The sequence below is a fragment of the Pyxidicoccus trucidator genome (genome assembly GCF_010894435.1).
Classification (GTDB): domain Bacteria; phylum Myxococcota; class Myxococcia; order Myxococcales; family Myxococcaceae; genus Myxococcus; species Myxococcus trucidator.
Genome location: NZ_JAAIXZ010000016.1, coordinates 1 through 25,101 on the forward strand (window position 1 = coordinate 1; position 25,101 = coordinate 25,101).

10 protein-coding genes are annotated in these 25,101 nt (G+C 72.9%); 4 read left to right on the forward strand and 6 right to left on the reverse strand.

All coding sequences use genetic code 11. The features are described 5' to 3' along the window. Positions 1-426: 426 nt before the first annotated feature. The 3 genes from G4D85_RS35120 to G4D85_RS35130 form a co-directional block, all read right to left on the reverse strand. Positions 427-5,331, reverse strand: a complete 4,905-nt coding sequence (locus tag G4D85_RS35120) for a hypothetical protein (protein ID WP_240359678.1) — start codon at positions 5,329-5,331, stop codon at positions 427-429. Between the two features lie 213 nt (positions 5,332-5,544). Next, positions 5,545-6,807 (reverse strand): saccharopine dehydrogenase family protein, encoded by a 1,263-nt coding sequence (locus G4D85_RS35125; RefSeq protein ID WP_164018461.1) that lies wholly within the window; start codon positions 6,805-6,807, stop codon positions 5,545-5,547. Between the two features lie 235 nt (positions 6,808-7,042). Next, positions 7,043-7,189 carry a hypothetical protein gene (locus G4D85_RS35130; RefSeq protein WP_164018462.1) on the reverse strand — a complete coding sequence of 49 codons (147 nt, stop codon included), beginning with the start codon at positions 7,187-7,189 and terminating at the stop codon, positions 7,043-7,045. 249 nt (positions 7,190-7,438) lie between these two features. On the opposite strand from G4D85_RS35130, the gene G4D85_RS35135 reads away from it, so the two are divergent. The 4 genes from G4D85_RS35135 to G4D85_RS35150 all read left to right on the forward strand — a co-directional run bounded on the left by G4D85_RS35135 (position 7,439) and on the right by G4D85_RS35150 (position 13,128). Further along, the gene (locus G4D85_RS35135; protein ID WP_164018463.1) at positions 7,439-8,719 is read left to right on the forward strand and encodes a lanthionine synthetase C family protein; all 1,281 of its coding nucleotides are present in this window, start codon (positions 7,439-7,441) and stop codon (positions 8,717-8,719) included. Next, on the forward strand, positions 8,716-11,895 hold the full coding sequence (locus G4D85_RS35140; protein WP_164018464.1) for a lantibiotic dehydratase: 3,180 nt from the start codon (positions 8,716-8,718) through the stop codon (positions 11,893-11,895). Before G4D85_RS35135 ends, G4D85_RS35140 begins: the two co-directional genes overlap by 4 nt. Before the next feature lie 135 nt (positions 11,896-12,030). After that, the gene (locus G4D85_RS35145; RefSeq protein ID WP_164018465.1) at positions 12,031-12,606 is read left to right on the forward strand and encodes a hypothetical protein; all 576 of its coding nucleotides are present in this window, start codon (positions 12,031-12,033) and stop codon (positions 12,604-12,606) included. Next, positions 12,607-13,128 carry a hypothetical protein gene (locus G4D85_RS35150; RefSeq protein ID WP_240359679.1) on the forward strand — a complete coding sequence of 174 codons (522 nt, stop codon included), beginning with the start codon at positions 12,607-12,609 and terminating at the stop codon, positions 13,126-13,128. 26 nt (positions 13,129-13,154) lie between these two features. Here the strand turns inward: G4D85_RS35150 and G4D85_RS35155 are convergent, their stop codons facing one another. Genes G4D85_RS35155 through G4D85_RS35165 form a run of 3 tightly spaced genes read right to left on the reverse strand, consistent with a single transcriptional unit; the run spans position 13,155 to position 24,927 of the window. Then, positions 13,155-17,834 (reverse strand): MupA/Atu3671 family FMN-dependent luciferase-like monooxygenase, encoded by a 4,680-nt coding sequence (locus G4D85_RS35155; protein ID WP_164018466.1) that lies wholly within the window; start codon positions 17,832-17,834, stop codon positions 13,155-13,157. A gap of 35 nt (positions 17,835-17,869) precedes the next feature. Continuing rightward, positions 17,870-18,694 (reverse strand): alpha/beta hydrolase, encoded by an 825-nt coding sequence (locus G4D85_RS35160; protein ID WP_240359680.1) that lies wholly within the window; start codon positions 18,692-18,694, stop codon positions 17,870-17,872. Further along, the gene (locus G4D85_RS35165) at positions 18,691-24,927 is read right to left on the reverse strand and encodes a type I polyketide synthase (protein ID WP_164018467.1); all 6,237 of its coding nucleotides are present in this window, start codon (positions 24,925-24,927) and stop codon (positions 18,691-18,693) included. Before G4D85_RS35165 ends, G4D85_RS35160 begins: the two co-directional genes overlap by 4 nt. Between the last annotated feature and the right edge of the window lie 174 nt (positions 24,928-25,101).

The window sequence follows — 25,101 nt, forward strand, 5'->3', positions numbered from 1 at the left end:
CTACCCGCCGCCCGTGCTGCCCCGTACCGCCGTGCTGCCCGCCCTACCCGCCGCCCGTGCTGCCCCGTACCGCCGTGCTGCCCCGCCCTACCCGCCGCCCGTGCTGCCCACCGCCGATGCTGCCGTCCTGCCCCGTCCTGCACCGTCCAACCCGCCGCCCGTACCGCCCTGCCCCCTACCGCGCCGTGCTTCTGCACCACTCCATAGCAGAGCGCGTGCCAAGCCTTGGACGTGACAAAAGCCAAGCATTTCCAGGCACTTGAGGGCAGCCCGCGAGCCTCGTGACTCGCGGCCCGGTAAAAACTCCGGTGCGTCCGTTTCAGCGCAGCGAGCCCAGTACCGCGGCAGGGACGCCCCGGACACCCGCCTCCATGGCGCCCGCGCGAAGAAGCGGGCGACGCTCGCTTGTCGCACCCGAGCGCCGGCTCAATCCCAGTCACGCAGTCCGACGCGCACCCTCCGGACCATCAACTCCCATTCCTGGCGTCGCAGCGTGGCCAGCACCCGCGCGCTGACGATTGCGAGCCCGGTGAGCGTCATCACCAGGAAGCCGACGCGGTGGTCCCTCAGGCCCGCGTTGAGCAGGTTGGCCACCACGTCCAGCGTGAGGAAGAGCGTCCCCAGCGCGAGATAGGCGCGAATCTGCAGGGCCATTCCCACCGCCACGCCGAGCAGGCAGACACCGCCGAAGACGAGCGCGTACGTCCCGTCCGCCGACTCCCCCACCCGCATCGCCAGCTTCGCGGCCGCGGGCACGTACAGCAGCAGTCCTCCGACGACGCGCACCGCGTTACGCGCCGCCTGGGGCAGGCTCGACGTGAACAACTGGCTCAGCATCAGCAGCAGCAATCCGAGCGGCGCCAGGTACACCTCCAGCCCCTCCAGGCCATACGCGAGCGCCGCGACGAGCAACGCCACGTTGCACGCCGCCGCGGCGAAGGCGCCGAACATGCGGCTGCGCTCCACCGCGCCCAGCGCCGCGTACAGCAGGCCCGAGCCCCCCGCGAGCAGCGCCGCCTCGCCTGTCGCGTCTCCGGGAAGCACCAGCGCCACGCCGATGGGCAGCAGCGCCGCGAACCGCCGTGTCGCCGCCTCCACCGGGCGCACCCCGGCCCGCCGCGCCAGCACCGTCACGCCCACCAGCACGAAGCCCAGCGCCAGCGCGAAGAGGGCGTCGTGCTCGGCTCGCAGGCCGGGCGCGTACAGGCCGCGCACCAGCGCGTAGACGCCCACCACCGCCACCTGCACGAAGTAGACGTGCCGGCCCGTGTGCGCGCGCCACGCGCAGTGCAGCGACACCAGCACCGAGAGCCCGATGGCGGAGATGGCCAGCGGCAGCGCCTCCTCCGACGCCCGGCCGCTCGTGGCGACGATGGCCAGCAGCAGCCCGCCCAGCACCAGCCACCCGTCACGCGCCCACCCCAGCCCGTCCGCCACGTCCTCCCGGCCTCGCTGCGTCCCCAGCCACGCCAGGTGCAGGGCGAGGACACTGCCCGCCGTGGCGAGCGCCAGCGCCGCGCCATGCGTCGTGAAGAGCTCCGCGTAGCCCGGCGACACATCCGTGCCGCTCGCTCGCATCACGATGAAGGCCATGAGCGAGGAGAGCACGGCGCTCCCCGCCACGCTGGACGCGCCCCAGGCGACGAGGCCCGCGAAGGCGCCCCGCCACTGGAAGGCCGCCACGAACGACGTCGTGGCGACGAGGGCCAACGTCACCGGGAGCGCGGCGGAGTCCATCCACGAACCGCCCAGGCCCAGCAGCATCCTCCACAACAGGGTGGGCACGGCCAGCACGGGCGATGTCGCCCCCGTCACCGCCAGCGCGTACACCAGCGCGACCACGGAGTAGCCCAGCGCGACCTGGTGCACGCGTACGCGCGTCACGCTCGGGTCCACACCCCGCCGCCTCGTCACCCAGGGACCGAGCACCACCACCGCGAGCCCCACCAGCGCCAGCACGGGGCCCGGCCACGACTCCAGGAAGGACACCCGGTGGGTCTGCGCAAGCACGAGCAGGAAGATGCCCACGCCCAGGACGGCACGTCCCTGCGAGCGAGCCCCTCCCGCGAAGAGCAGCGCGCCCGTCGCGAAGGCGAGCCCGGCCGCCGGCAACCCCGGCTGGAAGAACGCGGCGGCACAGACCAGCCCCACGGCGAAGACGGACCACCGGCGCAGGGCGTGCCTCAAGGGCTCGTGCCGCACCCCGAACACGGCGCCCGCATAGACGAGTCCCGCGGCGGCGACGCCCGCGAACGCGCGCTGCCAGAGGAGGAAGAGCGTGTCTCCCGGCACGAGCCACGTCTCGGGCTGGAGCCAGTCCAGGGCCTGGGACGAGGCGAGCACCGCCGCGGCTGGCACCCACTGCCCGTCAGGAGGAAGCAGCGCGACCAGCCCCGGGCCGAACAGGTCCTGCCTCGCGGCCAGGAGCGCGGCGCCGGGCAGTCCCAGCAGCAGCCCCCATTGCACGATGAGCACCGAGCGGAAGGACCACGCCAGCAGCAGCGACAGCAGCGCCGCGCCCAGCAGCGTGAGCGGCGGCACCACCGCGAGCGCGCGAGAAGGGTCCGGCGCCCCGACACCCAGCGCGCTCTTCAGTTGGACGAGGACCAGCGCGGCCACGCCCGCATGCGGCACCGCATGGTAGAGCCGGCCGTGGGTCGGGTTCTCCAAGAGCCTGCCCAGCGCGGGCCCGAAGCGCCGCGTCGCCAGCGCGAGCCCCCACAGCGCGATGCCAATGAGCGGCATGCGCCACGCGGACAGGTCGGGCGGAAGCGGCCGGCCCGCGCGGTTGAGGACCGCGGTGAGGGCGATGAAGCCGCCCCCCAGGGCCAGCGTCACCACCGAGCCGCGCAGGCGCCACGCGACGAAGCCTCGCGACACGAACGCCACCAGCGCGCTGGCCGTGAGCAGCGCTCCCGCGAGCAGCACCTGGGGCCGCTCGGCGTCATCCGGTACGGGCAGCCAGCTCACGAGGGCGAGCGTCGCGGCCACCACCTGCAAGAACACGGCGCCGGAGAAGCCATCCGTGAAGAGGTTGAGGCCCCGCGCGCCGAGAGGCAGCGGGAGGAAGCCGAGCAGCGTCCGCCCACGGGCACGGGCCACGGGCGTCCCCTCCGGAGGCTGCGCCGGAACAGGACGGCGCAGCGCCGCGAAGACCGCGAAGCCGAGACCCACGGACGCGGAGACCAGCGCGGCTCGCGCCGAGCCGGGCTCGGACACGGTGTCCAGGAACTGCGCCACGACCAGCGCGAGGCCCGAGGCCGCGAGGAAGGCGACCAGCCGGCTCCCGTCCCTTCGAACGCGCAGCAGCAGCAACGTCGACGCCAGCGCCGTGGGTACGCAGGCCAGCCCACCGCTCCAGCGCTCCGCGAAGGGAGCCAGCGCCTCGGGCAGCACCGGCATCACGCCCACGGACAGCGCCACGCCCAGCGACGCCATCGCCAGGGACAGGTCATCCAGGGGCCGCAGCGCGTTGGCGTGCCCTTCGGGGTGGGCCCACGTCCCATGCGCGAGCCCGGCGAGGCCATAGAGCCCTCCCGCCAGCGCGAGGACGGCCAGGCTCGACGCGCTGCCAGCGAGCGCCGGCATGCCCGCGACGTACGTGAGCGCACCAAACAGCATGGCGACGCCGCCCAGATAGTGCAGGCCCCGCCAGCGCCAGCCTCCCGCCACGTGGGCCGCCGCCGCGATGACCAGCCCCGTCAGCGCCTGGGGCCACACACCCTCGAAGGACCAGCCCCACGCCGCGCCCGTGACGACGGGCATGGCCAGGAGCGAGCCGACGACGCCCCACGCCAGCAGCCGGATGCGCGTGCCCTGGGGCACCGTCACCCGCGCCGCGAGCAACAGGCCCGCGCACACCGCCGCGCCCCCGAAGGCCCACCATGCGGGGCCCTCGGGCGCCTGCGTGCGTGAGAGCAGCACGCCCGCCAGCATCGCGGCCATCACCGCGGGATGGACCAGCGCCCGGCGCCGGGGCTCCAGCAGGAAGAAGACGCCCGCGGCCACCACCGGGGCGAGCGCCGAGGCCAGGTCCACCCAGAGGTCACCCACCGGCGCGGAGAACGCGCCCAGCGCGCCAGCGAGCGCACCGCTGGCCACCACCGCGTGCGCCAGCGTCTCCACCACCGGGCCCGCGCGCGGATGCGCGTCCCGCACCGTGTCCGAAGTCGCCGCCGCCACCACCGAGGCCAGCGCTACCGCCCACAGCGTCATGCCCGCGAACAGCGGAGTGCCCGCCTCCAGCGCATCGAAGCCGGACGGCGCGCTGGCCACGCAGAACAAAGCCAGACAGAGCGCCCCATAGAGCGCCGCGCCCACACCGACGAGCGAGGCCAGCCCAGGGCCCGCCGCCCGAGCGCGCCAGGCCGAGACGCCCACCGCCACCACCCCAGCGGACGCACAGAGCGCGCGCAGCCACGGCTCTTCCTGCAAGCCCATCAGCGGCAACCCGGCCAGCAGCGAGGGCCACAGCGCCACCGCCAGCGAAGCACCCGACAGCCCGTGCAGCAGACGTCCCGCCGCCCTCAGCGGAATGAGCCCTACCGCGGCGACGCCGAGCGCGACACCCACGCCCAGGAGCGGCAACAGCGCCACCAGCGCGGACAGCGCGACGAACACCACCGGCAGCAGCGCGAGGCCGATGCCCGCCAGGATGCGTCCGGCCGACAGCGAGCGCCGCGACAGGAAGACACCCAGGCCGATGAAGGCCGCGTGGTAGCCGAAGAGCGCGCCCGTGACGAGGAGCTGCCTCGGCACGCCGCCCAGCGCCCGCCACGCCTCGCGCACGCCCATGAGCGAGCCGCCCAGCACCAGCACCGCGCCGAGGAACCACCAGATGTAGTCGTTCAGGCGGGGCGTGTTCGTGGGGCCGCCGTCGTCCAGCGCCACCACCGCCTCCAGCCCGCCCCCCAGCCCGCCCGTGTGTCCCTGCGCGAAGAGCGCCTGCCCCGAGCCCAGCGCCGCGCCGAGGCCCACCTCGCTGGCGTCCTCCTCGGAGTCGTGCCCGCCATGGGCTCGCGCGCGCTTCCGGGCCGCCAGCTCCCGCTCCGCCTTCGCGGCCTCGTCCAGCGAGTGCGCCAGCGCCGTGCCCCAGCCGGGGCGCCACCCCGCCGCGCGGCGCAGGGAGCCGGCGACGTCATCCGCCCAGGCCTCCACACGGACGGCCTGGGCCTCCGGTGCCGGCTCCAGTGTCGGACTGACGGCCTGTGGCAGGTCGAGCTGGGCCACCGGAGCTTCGTCGAGCGACTGTTCCAGCCGGCCCGCCGTGAGGTCATCGACGAGCCCGTCGTGGCGCCAGCGTTGGACGCGCTGTCGCAGCGTCTTCCGCACGAGGTCTTCGACGTGTGGCCTCGTGGGAGGAACGAGCGCGGTGCCGCACTCCGGACACGCGCCCCCCGGTTCTTCGGCGCGAACCCACGCGCAGCTTGGGCAGATCATGATGGCCCCAGCATAGCGCCTACGGCCCCTCTTCAGCCCGGGGGGCCCCAATCACCTCCGACTCCGCCCATGGGCCGCCCCCCGTTTGTCGGGCCTTCCCCCGTCTCAGGCGCCCTGCTCTTGCACCTCAAACGTCATGCCCGCCTTGCGCAGGCGCTCGACGAGCCGCAGGCCCATGCACGAGGCAGGGGTGAGCACTCCGCCCTGGGTGGGAATCGCGTCGAACGCGAGGCTGAGCGCGGACTCGGCGAGCATGCGTGCCGTGGCCGCGTAGCCCGGGTCTCCCTTCGCCGCCACCTTGCCCTTCAGCCGCACCTCGCTCCCGGTGCGCGGCGAAGTGCCCTCGCCCAGCAGCCGCGCCACGAAGTAGCCCCGCTCCCGCTCCTCCGTGGAAGGCCCCTCACCCGGCGCCGGCAGCACCTTCGCCTCCAGCAGCTTGCGCAGCGGCTTCACCTGCAGCGCGAGGAAGGCGCCACCCAGGCCCGCCGTCATGCTCGTGGCGCGCGCCAGCCCCCTCACCCCGGTGCCGTAGCCCGCCACCTCCGTGTAGCGGAAGTCGCGGCCCCAGGGATAGCCGAGCAGCGCATGGCTGCGCCTCACCACGCGCGTGTTCACCGCGGCCATGACGAAGGGCCCCGTCCATTGCCCCGCCTCCTGGCTGTAGCGCACCGTCGCCACGTCGCGCTCCGCCGGGTTGCGCGGCTGGCGCGGGTCCGGGTCCAGCGCCCGGGGGTTCCCCAGGATTCTGCGCACCGAGGGGTCCGCCGCCACCTCCTCCATCGCCTGCACCACGCTGGCCACCGTGCCGCCACTGGCGCCACCGCGCATCGGGCCCATGTAGAGGCGCACCGAGCCCAGGTGCCCGCCGTGCTTCTCGCGCATGTGCTCCTGCATCATCAGCACGCCCAGGTCCGACGGAATCGAGTCGAAGCCGCAGGTGTGGACGATGCGCGCGCCGCTGGCCCGCGCCTGCTCGTGGTGGGCGTCAATCATGCGCCGCATCCACTGCACCTCGCCCGTCAGGTCGCAGTAGTCCGTGCCCGCGCGGGCGCACGCCGCCACCAGCTCGTTGCCATAGCGCGCGTAGGGGCCCACCGTGGTGCACACCACGCGCGTGCGCGTCACCAGCGCGTCCAGCGAGGCGGGGTCCTTCGCGTCCGCCACCAGCAGCGGCAGCTCCGCGCACGAGGGCGTCAGCGAGGCCAGGCCCCGGCGCACCTCCTCCAGCTTCTTGAGGTCCCGCCCCGCCAGCGCCCAGCGCGCACGGTGGGCATCCTGGTTCCGGGCGAGGTATTCGGCGACGAGGCGTCCGGTGAAGCCGGTGGCACCCCAGACGATGACGTCGAATTCTGCGGAGGACTTGCTCATGGGCCCGGCACTCTGGCCGCGCGTCCCTGCCACCGCAACCCCGGCGTAGCCCCACTGCCGACAAGGATTCACGAGCGGGTCAGGAGGTGGCGGAGCGGTGCTTCCGGCTCGACTCCTGATTCCGCGGGCCACAATCGCTGGCGGCCGGGTCCCTCCAGGAATCAGGCACCCCACCGGATGAGGACTGCGTTTCCCACCCGGTGAGGTTCACCGGCCTATCGGCCGGTCAGGCGTTTCACAGCTCGCAGCGAGGACCGTACTCGGTGCAGACGGGCGTGGTGGCCTCCTTCTTGGCGGGAGAAGCTTCCACGTTCGAGAGGATGCGGACCGTCTCACGGCTCAGGCTCAGCTTCTTGGGCTGCTTGTTGTCGTGCGGGTTCATGGCGTCGCGCTCCCTGATGAGGTTGTGAATCACCGCCAATGAGCGGCCCTCAAATCTTGCAACCCCGTCCAGGGCACCTCATCGCGTTCTCCGCATTCACATACCAATCGTCCAATTCACGACACTGAATTATTACACTCTCCATGCAATGACAGTCAGCGACTGAGAGCGATTTTCGATCCCATCGCGACGCCGACCTGCAAGATGGTTGTCTGGATTCGCGGCAAAAACGGAAGCGAGGAAGACGGCATGCGGAGGACGGTGAGCTGGAGGCCCCTGCTGGAGGGCGCGGAGCGCGAGGCCGCCCTGCGGGCCCTGGGGCACATCCTCGAGGACCTTCCCCGCTTCGCGACCCGGGAGCCCCTGGCCACCTCCCTCGCCCAGGGAAAGACGGGCATGGCGGTCCTGTTCGCCTACCACGCGAGCGTCTGGCCGGACTCCCCTTCCGACGCGAGGGCGGACGCGCTGCTGGACGAGGTCACCGACGCGCTCGCCACCACGACGCTGCTGCCTGACCTGTACGACGGCTTTCCCGGCATCGCCTGGGCCGTCCAGCACGCCCAGGGAACGCCCGAGTCGCCCGACGAGGACCCGCTGACGGACATCGACGCCGCGCTCGCGGACTACCTCCAGACGCACCCCTGGCCCCACCGCTATGACCTCGTGAGCGGGCTGGTGGGGCTGGGCGTCTACATGCTGGAGCGCCTTCCCCGTCCCGGGGCCCGCCAGTGCCTGGAGCACGTGGTGGCACGGCTGGGCGAGCTCGCGGAGCCCGTGGGCGAGGGCCTTCGCTGGAAGACGCCTCCCCACCACATCGAGGCCAGGTCCCGGGAGCGCTTTCCGCGGGGCTGCTACAACCTGGGCGTCGCGCATGGAGTCCCCGGCGTGCTGGCCGTGCTGGCGGGGGCCGTGGCCCACGGCGTCGCGGAGTCCTCCGCGCGGACCCTGCTCCAGGGTGGCTGGACGTGGCTGATGAAGCAGCGCGCGCCCGACTCCGCCACCGCGCGCTTTCCCACGCGGCTGGACGCCAGCGAAGAGCCACGCCACTGGCCGAGCCGTCCCGCGTGGTGCTACGGGGACCCCGGCGTGGCGCTCATCCTCCATGGCATCGCCCGCGCCGTGGGTGACGCCGACTGGGAGCGGGAGGCCCTCGCGCTCTGCCGCGAGACGGTGGCCCGCTGGAGCAGCCCCGAGCTCGTGAGGGACGCGGGCCTCTGCCATGGCGCGGCCGGCCTCGCGCACCTGTACAACCGGCTCTTCCAGGCCACGGGCGAGAGCCTCTTCGCGGACGCCGCGCGCCGCTGGTTCCGCCATGCCCTCTCACTCCGGCGGCCGGGCGTGGGCGTGGGCGGGTTCCAGACGCTGGAGTTCCTCCCCGAGGGCGGCGAGGCCTGGACGGACCAGCCAGGGCTGCTCGCGGGCGCCACCGGCATCGCCCTGGCACTGCTGGCGGCGACGTCCTCGGTGGAGCCCCGGTGGGACCGCCTGCTCCTCATGTCCCTGCGCTCCAGCCCCTCGCTTCAGTCATGACCGCCCCGCTCGCGTCCCTGCCCGGCTACACGACGTCGGGGTTCTTCGTCCTCCGCTCTCCGCTGCTGCCCTTCGACACGCTCCTCGCCTGGAGCGAGAGCGCCGGGGAGGACCGGGCCCTGCTTCGACGTCGCCTCGCGGCCGGGCTCGCGGGCGGAGAGCTTCGCGAGGCCCTGTTCCTCGCCTCGCCCTCGTTGGACGAGGGCATCTCCGAGTGGCTCCGCGCGCCCGACGGCGAGTGGGGACAGAAGCTCGAGCGCTCGCTGGTGCGGTACTGGCAGCGCATGGCCGCGCGCGCCACGCCGTTCGGCCTCTTCGCGGGCGGCTCCGTGGGCCTGCTGGGCCCGAGCACCCGCCTCACCCTGAAGCCCCGGGACACGTACCGCCGCCACACGCGGCTGGACATGGACTACGTCAGCGCGCTGACGGAGCGGCTCGCCCGGGAGCCCGCGCTGCGCGACGTCCTCGACTACCGGCCCAACTCCAGCCTCTACCGGAGCGCCGGGAAGCTGCGCTACGCCGAGTCCCACATGACGGGGCGCACGCGCGCGTACCACCTGGTCGCCGTGGAGCCCACGGACTACCTGGAGGCCACCCTGGAGCGCGCCCGCCCGGGAGCACGCCTCTCCGAGCTGGTCCAGGCCCTCACCCACGCGGACCCCGACGTGTCCCGCGAGGAGGCCGCGGACTATGTCGGCATGCTGGTGGACCACCAGCTCCTCGTCCCCGAGCTGCCGCCCCGGGTGACGGGCCCCGAGCCCCTCGACGAGCTGCTCGCGCGCCTGGCCACCGTGCCTTCCATGGCCGGCTACCACCGGCGCCTGGAGCTGGTGCAGGGCGCGCTCGCGGACCTGGACGCCTCGCCGCTCGGGACGGCGCCGTCGCACTACCGGGTCATCGCGCGCGGGCTGGAGGCGCTGCCCACTCCCGTCGAGGTGAGCCGCCTCTTCCAGGTGGACCTGGTGAAGCCCGGCGCGGAGCTCACGCTGGGGCCCCGGGTGGTGGAGGAGCTGGCCCGGGGCGCGGCCCTCCTCCACCGCATCAGCCCCGCGGCCGAGTCCCCTTCCCTGCGGCGCTTCTGCGAGGCCTTCGTGCGCCGCTACGAGGGGCGCGAAGTCCCGCTGGTGGAGGCGCTGGACGAGGACGTGGGCATCGGCTTCGAGGTGAGCAACCCCATCACCGCCGAGGCCAGTCCGCTGCTGCGGGGGCTCGCCTTTCCCTCCGACGCCGCGCCGGAGCGCCAGCCCTGGGGCCCAGGACAGGCCCACCTGCAGCACCGGTTGACGGAGCTGCTGCGCAAGGGTGGGCAGCAGCTGGAGCTGGACGAGAGCGACCTGTCAGCGCTGGAGAATCCCCGGACGGACCCGCTGCCGGACGCCTTCTCCGTCATGGCGAGCGTGGTGGCCGCCTCCCCGGAGGACATCGACGCGGGGCGGTTCCAGGTGGTGGTGGAGTCGGTGATGGGGCCCTCGGGCGCGCCGCTGCTGGGGCGCTTCTGTCACGTGGACCCGGAGCTGCATCAGCACGTGGCGGAGCACCTGCGCGCGGAGGAGGCGCTGCGCCCGGACGCACTCTTCGCGGAGCTGGTCCACCTTCCCGAGGGGCGCGTGGGCAACGTCCTCTGCCGCCCCGTCCTCAGAGACCATGAGCTCGTGTACCTCGGGCACTCGGGCGCGCCTCAGGCGAAGCAGGTTCCCATCACCGACCTGCGCATCTCCGTCCAGGGCCGGCGCATCGTCCTGCGGTCCGCGAGCCAGGGGCGCGAAGTCCTGCCCCGGATGACCAACGTCCACGACTTCGGCAGGGCCCACCTGCGGCCCTACACCTTCCTGGCCACGCTCCAGCAGCAGGGCGTCTCGCCGGGCCTGCGCTGGTGGTGGGGCCCGCTCGCGGACAGCGCGTTCCTCCCCCGCGTCACCGCCGGCAAGCTCATCCTCTTCCGCGCCCGCTGGCGCCTGCGGGTCCCCACGCTCCGCGCGCTGGGTGCCACGCCCGAGGCGGAGCGCTTCCAGGCCGCGCAGCGCCTCCGCGCCGAGCTGCGGCTGCCGCGCTTCGTGGGCGTCGAGGACCGGGACAACGTGCTGCCAGTGGACCTGGACAACGCGCTGAGCGTCGACACCTTCGTCCACCTGGTGAAGGACCGGCCCCACGTGGTGCTGGTGGAGCTGCTCACCGAGGGGCTCTGCGTCCAGGGTCCCGAGGGACGCTTCGTCCACGAGCTGCTGGTGCCCTTCGTGCGCTCCGCTCCGGCGACCCGGCCGGCCGCGCGCACCTCGCCCAGGCGCGCCGTTCCCATCACCCGCTCCTTCGCGCCGGGCTCGGAGTGGCTCTACCTCAAGCTCTACACGGGCACGGCCACGGCGGACGCCGTCCTGCGGGACGTCGTGGCCCCGGTGGCGCGCGATGCGCTGGCGTCCGGCGCGGCGACGCAATGGTTCTTCCTCCGCTTCGGGGACCCGGACTGGCACGTGCGGGTGCGCTTCCAGGGAGACCCGGTGCGACTCCGCATGGAGGTGCTGGAGCGCCTTCACGGCGCGCTGGCGGCGACGCAGGCCGGGCTCGTCCACCGCGTCCAGCTCGACACCTACGAGCGCGAGGTGGAGCGCTACGGCGGGGACGAAGCCATGCTGCTCGCCGAGCACCTCTTCCACGCGGACAGCGAGGCCGTGCTGGAGCTGCTCGACACGTGCGTGGGTGACGAGGGCGCGGACGCGCGCTGGCGGCTCACGCTGCGCGGCATCGACGCGCTCCTCGATGACTTGGGCCTGGACCTGGAGGCCCGACGCCAGCTCCTCGCGGGGCTGCGAGAGTCCCATGGGCAGGAGTTCCAGGTGGACGGCGCCTTCGAGCGGCAGCTCGGCGAGCGCTTCCGCACCCACCGCCACGAGTTGGAGGCGCTCCTCTGGAACCCTCCGGCCCCCGAAGATCCGCTAGCTCCCGGGCTGGCCGTGCTGCGGCGGCGCTCGGAGCGACACGCGCCGATGATGGAGCGGCTGAGGGCGCTCTCCGCCCAGGGGGCACTGGGGCAGGCCCTTCCCCACCTGGCCGCGAGCCTGGTCCACATGCATACCAACCGGATGCTGCGGGCGGCGGCGCGGGCACAGGAGCTGGTGCTGTACGACTTCCTGCACCGGCTCTACGAGTCCCGGGCCGCCCGCCAGCGCCAGGGGGCCTGACACCGGAGTCACGATTTCCTCCGGGGGCGCGCGTGGCTCCCTCGGGGCGTCGGTGGCACATGGGTTGCTCTGGTCGGGGCCGCACTCCGGCCGTGGCCAGGACGTCCGGACCGGCTTCGAGCGATGATGCCCCCCATGCGCCCCTCCCCTTCCCCCACGCCCTCCCCCTCCCGTCTCCGCCGCCATGCGGCGACCCTCGTCCTGGTGGTGGCCTGCCTCGGCACCGTGGCCACGTCCCCACCGCGTTCCCCGCCCGCCACCGCGACCATCGGCTCTACCCTGCGCCTGACGCAGGACACGCCCAGGAGCACGCGCGGCTTCGTCATCCGGGTCTCCGCAAGGGACTCGTCCGAAGACGTGAGGGGGGAGGTGAATGGGCTCCTGACCGCACGCTGGATGCCGGCTGGCCCCACCACTTCGCCAGCCCCCACGCTCCGGGCGCGGCTGGCCCGGGTTGACGATACCCAGGAGACGGGCCGGACCTTTACCCTCGATACGCCCGGCGCTTCGCAGGAATGGTATGCGGGCAGCGCCTACTTCGACACGTGCACGCTCAAGAAGGGGTGTGAGCTGGAGGTGGAGCTGGACTTCGAGGCCCAGGGCGAGCTCGGCGAGGGCACTGTCGAAGTGGACTGGAAGGTGAACGCCGAGGCGTACACCTTTACGGACGACGCTCCGAAGGGCTTCACCGTGGAAATTCAGGAGCGCTGAGTGTCCGCCTCCGAGCCACGTCCGCCGGAGCCGTTTCCCGGCAGCGCGCTGCTGCACCCGCTGGTGCTTGGCGCGGTGGCGCTGCTCATCCTCAACGACCACGTCTTCAAGGCCCGGTGGCCTTCGTGGTGGACGGGGAAGCTGTCGGACCTGGCCGGACTGGTGATGTTCCCCCTGCTCCTCCAGGCGCTCTGGGAGCAGGCCCGCGCGTGGGGCGGACGCGGCTTCCGTCCTTCCCGCTCCGTGCTGGTGACGTGCGTGCTCCTGACGGGGCTGTGCTTCTCCGCGACGAAGCTCTCCGTGCTCGCGGGCGATGGCTGGCGCTGGGCACTGGGCTTCCTCCAGTGGCCCTTGCGCATGGGCGGAGCGCTGCTCCAGGGACGTGACGTTCCGTCGCTCGTGCCCGTCGCCCACGTGGTGGACATCACCGACCTGCTCACGCTGCCGGGGCTCCTCGTCGCCCTCGCGGTGGGCTGGAAGCGCGCGGCGGTGTCGTCCTGCTGGCCGGGCGCCCGGGTATGACTTCCGGGCGCCCTCCGTCGTGAGCGCTACCGGCGACGACGCTGCGTCATGGCGCGCCGGGCCGCCGCGCGAGCCTCACCGCGCGCCGCGACTTCCTTGAGCGCCTCTTCCTCGCCGCTGTCGCCGGAGAGGAAGCTGGAGAGGGCGCGGATGGTGGGGTAGCGGAACAGGTCCACCAGCGTGAGCGGCTTCTCCACCTTCGCCTTGAGCTTGTCGAGCACCTGCACCATCAGCAGCGAGTGCCCACCCAGGTCGGCGAACTTGTCGTCCACGCCCACCGACTCGAGCTTGAGCACCTCCTGCCAGACGCTGGCGAGCATCGTCTCCGTCTCGCTCTCCGGCTTGGTGAAGGCGCCACGCGCCTGGGCCTGCTCCGGCGGCGGCAGGGCCTTGCGGTCCACCTTCTTGTTCGGCGTCTGCGGGAAGGTGCTCAGCGTGACGAAGGCCTGCGGCACCATGTACTCGGGCAGCCGCGAGCGCAGGAAGTCGCGCAGCGCATCCGCCGCAGGCGGCTCGCCCGGCTTCGCGATGAGGTACGCCACCAGGCGCTTGTCGCCAGGGATGTCCTCGCGCACCACCACCACCGTCTCGCGCACCGCGGGGTGCTCGCCCAGCCGGGCCTCGATTTCGCCCAGCTCGATGCGGAAGCCACGCACCTTCACCTGATGGTCCAGGCGGCCGATGAACTCCACCATGCCGTCCTGCCGCCAGCGCGCGGCGTCACCGGTGCGGTACATCCGCGCGCCCGGCTGCGAGGAGAACGGGTCCGCCACGAAGCGCTCGCGATCCAGCTCCGGCCGGTTGTGGTAGCCGCGCACCACACCCGCGCCGCCGATGTACAGCTCGCCCACCGCGCCGATGGGCATGGGCCGCTGCTGCGCGTCCAGCACGTAGAGCTGCGTGTTGGCGATGGGCGTGCCGATGGGCACCCCGTCTCCCACATTCTTCACCGGGTACGTCGAGGACCAGATGGTCGTCTCCGTGGGCCCGTACATGTTGAGCACGTCGCCGGAGACTGTCTCGGAGAGCTGCCGCGCCAGCGGCACCGGGAAGGCCTCGCCGCCCACCATCATCTTCTTCAGCCGCGTGAGGCCCGCGCGGGCGCGCTCCTCGGCCAGCAGCATGCTCGCCTGGGACGGCGTGCACTGGAGGTGCGTCACCGGGTGGCGCTCCAGCAGCGCGGGCACGGAGCCGTCCAGCTCCTCGCCCTCCACCGGCTTCACGCCCACGCTGGCGTTGGCGCGCTTGAGCACCTGGGCCAGCAGGGGAAGGTGCTCCATCACCAGCGCCGTCGGCACGCCGAAGTCCACGAGGCAGGCCACCTCGTCCACGTCCATGCCCTTCAGCTTGTCGACGAAGGCGACGCAGGTGTCCACGCTGCCGAAGAGGCTGGACGTCTGGAAGTAGCGCTCGAAGGAGAAGTCCAGCAGCGCGTCCATCTCCTCGGGGGAGAGGTTGTCCGTGCCGAAGTTGCCGTTGGACAGGGTCGTCTGCGCCTTGAAGGCCGGGAAGCTCCAGGCGGCCTCCTTGATGAGGCTCACCGAGGACTTGAGGTACGACTTCATCGGCCCGCGCACCACTTCCTTCACGGTGGCTTCGGACTCACCGACGAAGGTGTGCAGCATCAGCGTCACGGTGCCCTTGCCAGGGTGGCCGGCCTTGCGCCACGCCTCGCGGTAGATGGAAATCTTCTGCGCCACCTCCTCGGGCGTCTGGCCGAGCAGGTGCGTGAGCAGGTGGCAGCCCGCGCGCGCGGCCTCCTCGAAAGTCTCGGGGTTGCCGGCGGTGGTGACCCAGATGGGCAGCTCCTTCTGCACCGGGCGCGGCAGGGTGCGCAGCTTCACCGTCGCGCCGCTGCCGCCCTTCGCCTCCAGCGTCTCGCCGCGCCACAGCTTCCGCACGTCCTCAATCTGCTGGAACATGATGCGCTTGCGGTCCGCGAAGTTCTCCGGCCGCAGGGCGAAGTCGTTGGGCTGCCAGCCCGCCGCGAAGGAGATGCCGACGCGGCCGTGGGAGATGTTGTCCACCACGGACCAGTCCTCGGCGATGCGCAGCGTGGGGTGCAGCGGCGACACGAGGCTGCCCGCGCGCAGCTGGACGTTGCGAGTCACCGCCGCCAGCGCGGCCGAGGTGAGGGCCGGGTTGGGGAACAGGCCGCCAAAGGCGTGGAAGTGCCGCTCCGGCGTCCACACGGCGCAGAAGCCGTTCGTGTCCGCGAAGCGCGCGCTCTCCATCAGCAGGTCGTAGCGCCCCTCGGGCCGCTCGCCTTCGTCGCTGGAGAAGTAGAAGAGGCTGAAGTCCATGGCGCGCGTGGCGTGCTTGCCCTCCTGCGCGCCGCCCTGCCGCTCCGCGTGGATGACCACCGTGAAGCCACGGGTGAGCGTCCACAACAGCTCCAGCACGGAGATGTCGAAGTTGAGGCTGGTGACGGCGAGCCACGTGCCGCGCTCCGTGCCCAGGCGCTCGTCCATGCCGAGGCCGAAGTTCACGAAGTTGCGGTGCTCAATCATCACCCCCTTGGGCTTGCCCGTGCTGCCGGAGGTGTAGATGACGTAGGCGAGGCTCTCCGGGGCGCCCGGGGGCGTCTGCGCGTCCGCCGAGGCGGCGATGCGCTCCCACGCCGAGTCCACGGCGAGCACCTGCCGGGCGGCGCCGGGCACGCGCGCGAGCAGCCGCTCCTGCGTGAGCACCAGGTGGCAGCCCGCATCCTCCACCATGAAGGCGATGCGCTCGGCCGGGTACGCCGGGTCCAACGGGACGTAGCAGCCGCCCGCCTTGTGCGTCGCCAGCACGCCCACCATCATCTCCAGCGAGCGCTCCATGAAGATGCCCACGCGCACGTCGCGGCCCACACCCGCGCCGCGCAGGTGACGCGCCAGCACGTCGCTGCGCTCATCCAGCTCGCGGTACGTCAGCGAGGCCCCGCGACAGACGAGCGCGGTGGCGTCCGGGGTGCGCTGCACCTGCGCCCGGAAGAGGCCGTGGAGCGTGGCGTCCGCAGGCAGCTCGCGGCGGGTGTCGTTCCACAGCGCGAGCAGCTTGCGCTCCTCCACGCCCAGCAGGTCGTGCTCGCCCACCGGCTTGGAGGGGGCCTCCTGGAGGGACGCGAGGAACGCGGAGAGCTGGCGCGACAGCTCGGAGACGCGGCCCTTGTCCACCCGGGCGGCATCGAAGATGAGGTGCGCCTTCGCGCCGTCCGCGTCCACGGAGACCGTCAGGGCCGCGCCGGGGACGAGGTGGCCCAGCTCGCCCGGTGCGGAGAGGCGCAAGGCGACGGGGTACGCCACCTCGCCCATGTGGCGAGGCAGGCCGGAGAGCTGCGGCGAGCGGCCGAGCACGTCGCGGGCCATGACGGCCTTCTCGCGAAGCTGCGCCAGCCCCTTGCGGAAGGCCGCGGCGGCGGCGGCCGGCGCGTCCTTCATGGGCAGCTCCAGCCGGAGCGGGAGCTGCGAGGCGTAGAAGCCCTCAACATCCTTGATGCGGGCGCGCGTACCGGCGTCGCTGAAACCCACGTCGAAGCGCGGCTCGGGGGACAGGCGCGACAGGAAGGCCGCGGCGGTGAAGAGCAGCCGCTCATCGGGCGGCAGGTCGCTGGCCCAGCCGGCGGCGAGGTCGCTGGCCGCCAGCGTCAGCGAGTGCGTCCCCTCCTCCTTGGCGCTGCCGCCCAGGAACGGCAGGTCCGGAGGCGCGAGCGTCTCCAGCCGGCCGAGGAAGAAGGCCTCCGCCCTGCCCGCCAGCGGGCCCACCTCGCCCAGGCGCGCACGCAGCTCCGGAGCGGCCGGCGAGAGCGCATCCCCCACCGCGAGGTTGCGCGAGCCCAGCAACTCCGCCCACGACAGCGGCGCACCGCACAGCCCCTTGGGGCCCTTCAGCGTGAGGTCGCCGCCCTGGAACGCCAGCGTCAGCGCGTCGCCTTCGATGGAGACGATGGTGCCGGGGCTCGCGTCGGAGCCCTCCTCCCCCCTGCGCGCCTCGGAGATGGCCACCGGCGCGCTGCCCAGCCACAGCTTGGCGAAGGCGAGCGGGTTGGGATAGCCACCGTAGTCGAGCGCCGCCACCAGCGCGCGCGCGTCCTCCACGTCGCCGTGCAGGTCCACCAGCGCCGCGGCGTCCGGGCGCTGGGCGAGGCCGAAGTAGCTGCGCTGGGCGAAGTCCTGCTCGACGGGCTCGACGCGGCCTTCCACCAGCTCCGCCGCGAGCTCGGCGAAGGTCTCCATGCCCAGCGTGTAGCAGCGCGCGTTGAGGCTGAAGGCCGTCTCGTTGGGGGCGACGTCGAAGAGGCGCTGCTTGAGGATGCGGCCCTTGTCCGCGCCCGACGTCATCTCGTGCCACGTGACGCCGTGCTGCGCCTCGCGGTGCAGCAGCGCCCACGAGGTGACGTTGAGGCCGGCATAGCGGGGCAGCGGCCCGTCATGGAAGTTGATGGCCATGCGGCGGGGCAGCCGCAGCACCTCGTCCTTCACCAGGCTCAGGTTGACGATGCTGAAGAGCCAGTCGAAGGGCCTGGCGGAGAGGAAGGGCAGCACCTTCTCCCCGGGCGGCACGTGGGGAATTCCCTGCTCCTCCGCCCACTTCTGGAGGGAGGGCTCGCGCGTGACGAGGCCGAGAATCCCGACGCCCCGCTCCTGGAGCGCCTGGGCACAGGGGACGACGAGGGTGCCCTCGCCGATGATGAAGCAGGTGGGCGACTCGACTGTCGCGGTCATACGGTGCCTCCGGTCGCTGGCAGCAGCCAGCTGAATTACGGTTCCAATGCCGCGCGCGCCTCGGCGAGGGCGTCGGGATGCTTCAGCAGTTCCGCGTGCCCCACCCCTGGAAAGGTCTGGAACGGCGCCCCCAGCCTGCGGGCAAGTTCCTCTCCATGGGAAGGGGGCAGTGCCGAGTCCGCCTGCCCGTGCAGCACACGGACGGGCGGCAGACCTTCGGCGACGAGCGACAGGTTGTCGTACCGGTCCGGGGTCCGCAGCCGGCCGCGAAGCCCCTTGTCCGTCACGTCCATGCGGGTGAAGGGCGCCAGGAGGACCACGCTCCGCGCCTTGACGCCGTCCCGCGCCAGCGTGTGCGCCGCCGTCAGCGCCGCGTTGCTCCCCATGGAGAAGCCCACGAGGTGGATGGCCTCCGGGCCCGGCCGGTGCGTGGCGACGAGCCAGCGCACCGCGGCCTCGGTCCCGGAGCGCAGGGCCTCCGGCGACGGCCTCCCAGGGGAGCCATCGAAGCCCGGCGGCGCCACCGCGGCCAGCCCGAGCCCGCGTCCGGCGTCCAGCGACTCCAGCACCGAGCGCGCCTCCTCGAGGTAGCCCGGGCCGTTGCCCCCGAAGAAGACCACCCAGCGCGTCTCGCCCGGCGCGGGAGGCCGCGTCAGCGCCCGCTGGCGGTAGGGCCCCTCGACGTTGCCGAGGGTCCACCCACCTGCCTCCAGCCGCGCCGCCGCCTCGGAGGCCAGGGGCGCGCCGTCATAGGGGAAGGGCCCCGGGACCTCCGCCTTCCTGTCCAGCCAGCCGAGCTTCAGCACCGCTGCCCCCAGCGCGCCTGCGAGCGCCATGACGACCAGAGCCTTCCGCGTCACTTCCCGCTCACCTGCTGGGCCTCATCCAGGGCCGCGCGCAGCATGCGCCCCAGGACGTGGACGTTGGGCTCGCGCACCAGGCTGTCATGGTCCCCGGGCACCTCGCGGATGCGCAGCGTCGGCACCAGCGGCTCCCAGCCCAGCGTCTTTCCCATGTGCGAGTAGACGAGGCTGATTTCCTGCGCGCGGAACAGCGTCACCGGCCCGGTATACGGGCGCGGGCTGTAGCGGCTCGCGAGGTACTGGAAACGCGCGGTGAGCTGGAGGTCTCTCAGCTCGATGGGAGGCGCTTCGCCACGCTGCTCGTACCAGCGCAGCTTCAGCTGGCTGATGAGCCGGTTGCCGTCGCGCTCCACCTTCTGGCGCAGCTTGTTGGTGACGTAGGCCGGGCCCTCCTCGCGAATCGCCCGCAGCCGCTCGTTGAAGGACAGCCGCCGCTCCTGGGTGCTGGGGTGGAAGGTGTCCAGGAAGGCGACGAGCGACACCTCCTCGCCCATGGCCCGCAGCCGCTGCGCCATCTCGTAGGCGACCACGCCGCCGCCGGAGTAGCCGCCGAGCATGTAGGGCCCCTTGGGCCGCACCTGCCGGATGCCATCCAGGTAGATGGTGGCCATCTCCTCGATGCTCTCCGCGGGCGGCAGCTTGCCGTCCACGCCTCGCGCCTGCAGGCCGTAGAAGGGCTGGTCCTTGCCGAGCGTCCCCGCCAGCTCGCGGAAGTTGAGGACGTTGCCTCCCGCGCCGTGCACGCAGAAGAAGGGAGTGCCGGAGCCGCCCTTCTGGATGGCGACGAGCGGCGTCCACTCTCTTGGCTGCGCCTTCCCTGGAGTCGCCGTGGCGGCCGGGGCCGCCTCGCCCGGAGCGGCGTCCGGCGTGAAGGGAATGCCGGCGGCCTCGCGCACCAGCGCCGCGCACTGCTCCAGCGTGGGAGCCTCGAACAGCGTGGCCAGCGTCAGGTCCGCGCCCAGCGTCTTCTTGATGCGCGCGAACAGGCGCACCGCGATGAGCGAGTGTCCGCCCAGGTCGAAGAAGCTGTCCTTCAGCCCCACCCGGGGCACGCCGAGCAGCTGCTGCCACAGCTCCGCCAGCTTGCGCTCCACGTCGTCGCGCGGAGAGTCCGCCGCCGCCTGGGCCGGAGCCGCGCCCGGCTGCGGGGCCGCGGAGGCCGCGGGCTTCGCCGCTTCCTGCTGCGGGCGCAGGCGTGCCGCCAGCCCGTGCAGGTCCATGGAGCTGACGAAGAGCGCATTCGTGCCGGACAGGGACAGCGCGCGCAGGAAGGCCTCCTGGCCCTCCGCCGGCTTGATGCCCAGCGGCAGCCACGTCTCCAGCAGCGAGCCCTTCTTCTGCGGTGAGCGGCCGAACCGCTTCGCCTCGACGGAGGCGACGAGGTAGCCCTCGATGGCGCAGAACACGCGACCGTCGGCGTCACAGAGGGTGACGTCGAGCAGCGCCCCGCGTCCCTCCTCCTGGCGCACGCGCACGTGGCTCAGCGCCACCTCGGGCCAGGGGCCCCACACCCGCAGGTGCCGGTAGGAGACGGGCACGTGCAGCTTCCCGGGCTGGCCCGCGTCGGGCAGCAGCGAGAAGGCGAAGCCGGAGGCGATGTCCAGGAGCCCCGGCGGCAGCGCGTACGTCGCCACGTCTCCGAGGAACGCACGCGGCAGCTCCAGCCGGCCCAGGGCCTCGGACGCGCCGAAGCCCGCGGTGCGCAGCACCTTCCAGCGAGGCCCGAAGGCCAGGAGCGAGTCCTGCGGCAGCGACTGCTCGCCCTCGCCGAAGGTGAGCGACCGCGCCGTGCAGCGCGCGCGCACGGCCGCCACGTCCAGGGGCGCGGGAGGCCCGCCCGCCGCCGGGCCGAGCCGCGCGGTGGCGTGCTCCACCCAGGCGCTGCTGGCCGCCCGGCTCGACACGCGGAAGGTGAAGCCGTCGCCCTCGGACGCCAGCACCACCTCCACCTCGCGCACCTCGCCGTCCGGCACGTCGAGCGGCGCCACGAATGACAGGTGGTCCACGTCCAGCGGAGTGCCGGGGCGCACCGTCTCCCAGGCCGCCCGCGCCAGCTCCACGTAGCCCGTGCCTGGAAGCACCGGCCCGCCGCCACGCGTGCGGTGCTCGTCCAGCACCCACAGCGCCTTCGCGTCGTAGATGGCGCGGAAGACGTGCTGGCCCGACGGGGCCTCCACGCGCCGCTGCAGCAGCGGATGGGCCACCGGCTCGCCCGGAGGCAGCCGTGGCGCCACCTGCGCGGCGGCCATGCCCACCTCCTGCCAGACACCCCACCCCAGCGCGAGCGCGCGCTTCGCGGTGCCGGACGCCTCCAGCCGGGCCGCCTGGGCCAGGAGGAACGCGTTGGCCGCGACGTAGTCCACCTGCCCCGGAGGGCCCAGGTGCGCGCTCGTCGAGGAGAAGCTGACGAAGAAGTCGAGCTGCGTGCCGTGCAGCGCCTGCTCCAGCGCGAGCGCGCCGAGCGCCTTGGGCGCCAGCACCCGCAGCGCCGAGTCGCGCGTCTTCGCCTCCAGGGGCCCGTCCTCCAGGCCACCCGCGGCGTGCACCACGCCGTGCAGCGCCCCGAAGCGGGCCTTCACCTCGGCGATGGCGGCCGTGAGCTGGACCGCGTCCGAGGTGTCCGCCTTGAGCAACAGCACCTGCGCGCCCAGACCCTCCAGCATGCGCTGGAGCTCCGCGTGCGAGGGGCTGGCCGCCGACCGGGACACGAGCGCCAGCCGCGCCTTCGCCTTGCGCGCGAACAGCTCCGCCAGCGTCCGGCCGATGCCGCCCAGGCCGCCGGTGATGAGGTACACGCCCTGCTCGCGCAGCGGCGTCGGCGCCTCCTGCAGCGCGGCCCGCTCCAGCACCTGCACCCAGCGGTGCCCGCCGCGCAGCGCCACCGGAGCGTCCACGTCCGGCCGCAGCAGCTCATCCGCCAGCTCGCGGGCCTGCGTCGCCGGGGCAGCGCCCGCCTCGACGTCCACCGCGCGCGCCGACAGCTCGGGGAGCTCCTTCGGGGCCACCAGCACGGGGCCGAGCGCGAGCGCCTGCTCCGGCGACCGCGCGGGCCCGTCCACGCCCATGCCGCCCCGCATCACCCGCACGTAGCGCAGCCCCTGGGGCAGCGACTCGGCGGTGAGGGACTGCATCAGCGCGAGCGGCGCCAGGAAGTGCCGCGACACCGCGCGCTCCCAGCCGCCCTCCGCCGCGTCCAGGCCCGGCAGGTCCACGAGCCTCGGAGGCACGCGCCCGTCCGCGCCCAGCGCGTCCCAGAGCGCCTCCCAGTCCTCGCGCGCGTCGGGCCGCAGGGTGAAGGCGCCATCCGGCCGGCGGCCGAACGTGCCCCCCGGCAGCACGCGCTGCACCAGCGCGCCCCGGGCGCCCAGCTCGCGGGACAGCTCCTCGGCGAGAGGCTCCTCGTCCGCCAGCAGCAGCCAGCGCTCATTCGCGGCCGGAGCCTCCGGCTTCGGACCCGGCTGCTCGCGGAAGCGCGGCGCGTAGCCCCAGCGGGACACGTCCTCCTCGCGCACCAGCGGGCGGTCGCTCTCGCGCCGGGCCATGAAGGTGCCCGCGCCCGGCTCCACCCAGTGGCGCTCGCGCTCGAAGGCGTAGGTGGGCAGGCCGATGCGGCGCCGCTTCTGGCCCTCGAAGAGCACGGCCGCGTCCAGGTTGACGCCCGCCGCCCACAGGCGGCCGAGCGCGAGCTGGAAGAAGGCCAGGTCCGCGACGGTGTCGTTCGGGTGCCGCAGCGACGGCACCAGTCCCTCGGCCGCCGGCTTCTCGACCTGGGCGCGCAGAAGGGAGATGAGCGTCTGCCCGGGACCGACCTCCAGGTAGACGCGCGCCTTGTCCGCCAGCAGCACGCCAGCGCCCTCGGCGAAGCGCACCGGCTGGCGCAGGTGGCGCACCCAGTAGTCGGGCGACGTCGCCTCCTCGGGCGTAATCCACGTGCCGGTGACGTTGGAGACCCACGGCGCCGTGGGCGCGGAGAAGCGCACCTTCGCCAGGTACTCGCGGAACGGCGCGAGGATGGGCTCCAGCATGCGCGAGTGCGCGGCGACGCGGATGTGCAGGCGCCGGGCCTCCACCTCGCGCTCCTTGAGCTGCGCCTCCAGCGCGTCGATGGCCGCCACCTCACCGGAGACGAGGCACAGGCTCGGCGCGTTGTGCGCCCCGAGGTCCAACCCCGGCCCCAGCAGCGGCCTCAGCTCCGCCTCCGGCAGCTCCACGCTGAGCATGGCGCCCGCGGGGAGCTGGTCGAAGAGCCGGCCGCGGCAGGCGACGATGCCCAGCGCATCCTTTATAGAGAGGACACCCAGAATCTGGGCGCAGGCGTACTCGCCCATGCTGTGACCCAGGCACGCCGCGGGCGTCAGGCCGCGCGACTTCCACAGCGCGGCCAGCGACAGCTCCACGGACAGCAGCGCGGGCAGCGCGTACGTGGCCTGCTCCAATTGCGTGCGCGCCTCGGCCTCCTTGCCGGCCTCGGGGAACAGCAGCGGGCGGAGCTGGAGCGACTCGTGCTGCTCCAGCAGCTTGAGGCACTCGTCCAGCGAGCGGCGGAACACGGGCTCCTGCTCGTAGAGCCCCTTCGCCATGCCGGGGTACTGCGCCCCGCCCCCGGGGAAGAGGAACACCACCGAGCGACCCTCGGCCTCGGTGTGGGCCTGCGCGGTGCGCGCCGGCTCGGGCTGCTCCAGCAGACGGATGGCGTCCTCGCGCGAGGACACCACCACCGCGCGGCGGTGCGCGAAGCGGCGGCGGCCGGCCAGCAGGGTGAAGGACGTGTCCCCCAGGTTGGGGGCGTTCTCCTCGCCCAGCCGCTGGGCGAGCCGGCGGCATGCGCGCTCCAGCGCGGCGGGAGACCGAGCGGACAGCCACAGCGTCTCGAAGGGCCGGGCCGCGGACGTCTGCGGCTGCGCCGGAGCCTCCTCCAGGATGACGTGCGCGTTGGTGCCGCCCACGCCCAGCGAGTTCACCGCGGCGCGGCGGGGACGACCGCCCTTCGCGGTCCACTCGCGCAGGGTGGCGTTCACCGCGAACGGCGTGCGGGCGAAGTCGATTTGCGGGTTCGGCTTCTCGTAGTTGAGGCTCGGCGCCATCTGCTTGTGGCGCAGCATCTGGACGACCTTGATGAAGCTCGCCACACCGGCGGCGGTGTCCAGGTGGCCGATGTTCGTCTTCACCGAGCCGATGCGGCAGAACCCGCTCTTCTGCGTCTGGGTGCGGAAGGCCTGGGTGAGGGCGGTGATTTCAATCGGGTCGCCCACCGGAGTGCCGGTGCCGTGGCACTCGATGTAGTCGATGCTGTCCGCCGGGACGCCGGAGACGTTGAGCGCCTCCACCACGGCGTCCGCCTGGCCATCCACGGACGGCGCGAGGTAGCCCACCTTGCGCGCGCCGTCGTTGTTCACCGCGCTGCCCTTCACCACCGCGTAGATGGTGTCCCCATCCGCCAGGGCGTCCTCCAGCCGGCGCAGCGCCACCACGCCCACGCCGCTGCCGAAGAGCGTCCCCTGCGAGCGGTGGTCGAAGGCGCGGCAGTGCCCGTCCGGGGAGAGAATCTCTCCCTCCTGGTACAGGTAGCCCCGGTAGTGCGGCATCTCCAGCGTGACGCCGCCCGCCAGCGCCAGGTCACACTCGCGCGAGAGCAGGCTCTGCACCGCCGAGTGGATGGCGACCAGCGACGTGGAGCACGCCGTCTGCACGTTGAGGCTGGGGCCGCGCAGGTCCAGGCAGTACGAGACGCGGGTGGTGAGGAAGTCCTTGTCGTTGCCCGTGTGCCGCACGAGGAACAGGCCCACCTGCTCCATCAACTGCGGGTTGGTGAAGAGGTTGTACGGCATGTACGCGTTCATGCCGGAGCCGCCGAACACGCCGATGGGGCCCTTGAAGGACTCGGGCGGGTGCCCGCAGTGCTCCAGCGCTTCCCAGCACACCTCCAGGAAGTGCCGGTGCTGGGGGTCCATGATGGACGCCTCGCGCGGGCTGAAGCCGAAGAAGCCGGCGTCGAAGTCCTCCAGCCCCTCGTACACCATGCCGGCCTTCACATAGTTCGGGTCCCTCAGCAGGGACGGGTCCACGCCCGCGCTCAGCAGCTGCGCGTCGGTGAACCACGTAATCGACCCCACGCCGTCGCGCACGCGACGCCAGTAGGTGTCCACGTCCCGCGCTCCAGGCAGCCGGGCGGACATCCCCACCACCGCGATGTCTGGAGACTCCGAAAAACCCTCAACTTCGTCCGTCATGGCAGTAGCTCTTCAACCCAGCGTCTTGGGGAAAACCTATTTCAACACACTCGGGGGAGTGGGGTCGTATGCACCCCGGATCCAGGAGGTGAATCCCCTGCCTGCCCCCCGGGCAGCTGTTCGTCTCGGGCCCCCCCGGCGGGCATCTACGACAAGACGAACGACCTCAGATTC

What these genes read in the sequence shown, in the direction of transcription:
- G4D85_RS35125 (WP_164018461.1), bottom strand. Translation starts at nt 6,807, where the DNA reads ATGAGCAAGTCCTCCGCAGAATTCGACGTCATCGTCTGGGGTGCCACC.
- G4D85_RS35130 (WP_164018462.1), bottom strand. Translation starts at nt 7,189, where the DNA reads ATGAACCCGCACGACAACAAGCAGCCCAAGAAGCTGAGCCTGAGCCGT.
- G4D85_RS35135 (WP_164018463.1), top strand. Translation starts at nt 7,439, where the DNA reads ATGCGGAGGACGGTGAGCTGGAGGCCCCTGCTGGAGGGCGCGGAGCGC.
- G4D85_RS35140 (WP_164018464.1), top strand. Translation starts at nt 8,716, where the DNA reads ATGACCGCCCCGCTCGCGTCCCTGCCCGGCTACACGACGTCGGGGTTC.
- G4D85_RS35145 (WP_164018465.1), top strand. Translation starts at nt 12,031, where the DNA reads ATGCGCCCCTCCCCTTCCCCCACGCCCTCCCCCTCCCGTCTCCGCCGC.
- G4D85_RS35155 (WP_164018466.1), bottom strand. Translation starts at nt 17,834, where the DNA reads ATGACCGCGACAGTCGAGTCGCCCACCTGCTTCATCATCGGCGAGGGC.
- G4D85_RS35165 (WP_164018467.1), bottom strand. Translation starts at nt 24,927, where the DNA reads ATGACGGACGAAGTTGAGGGTTTTTCGGAGTCTCCAGACATCGCGGTG.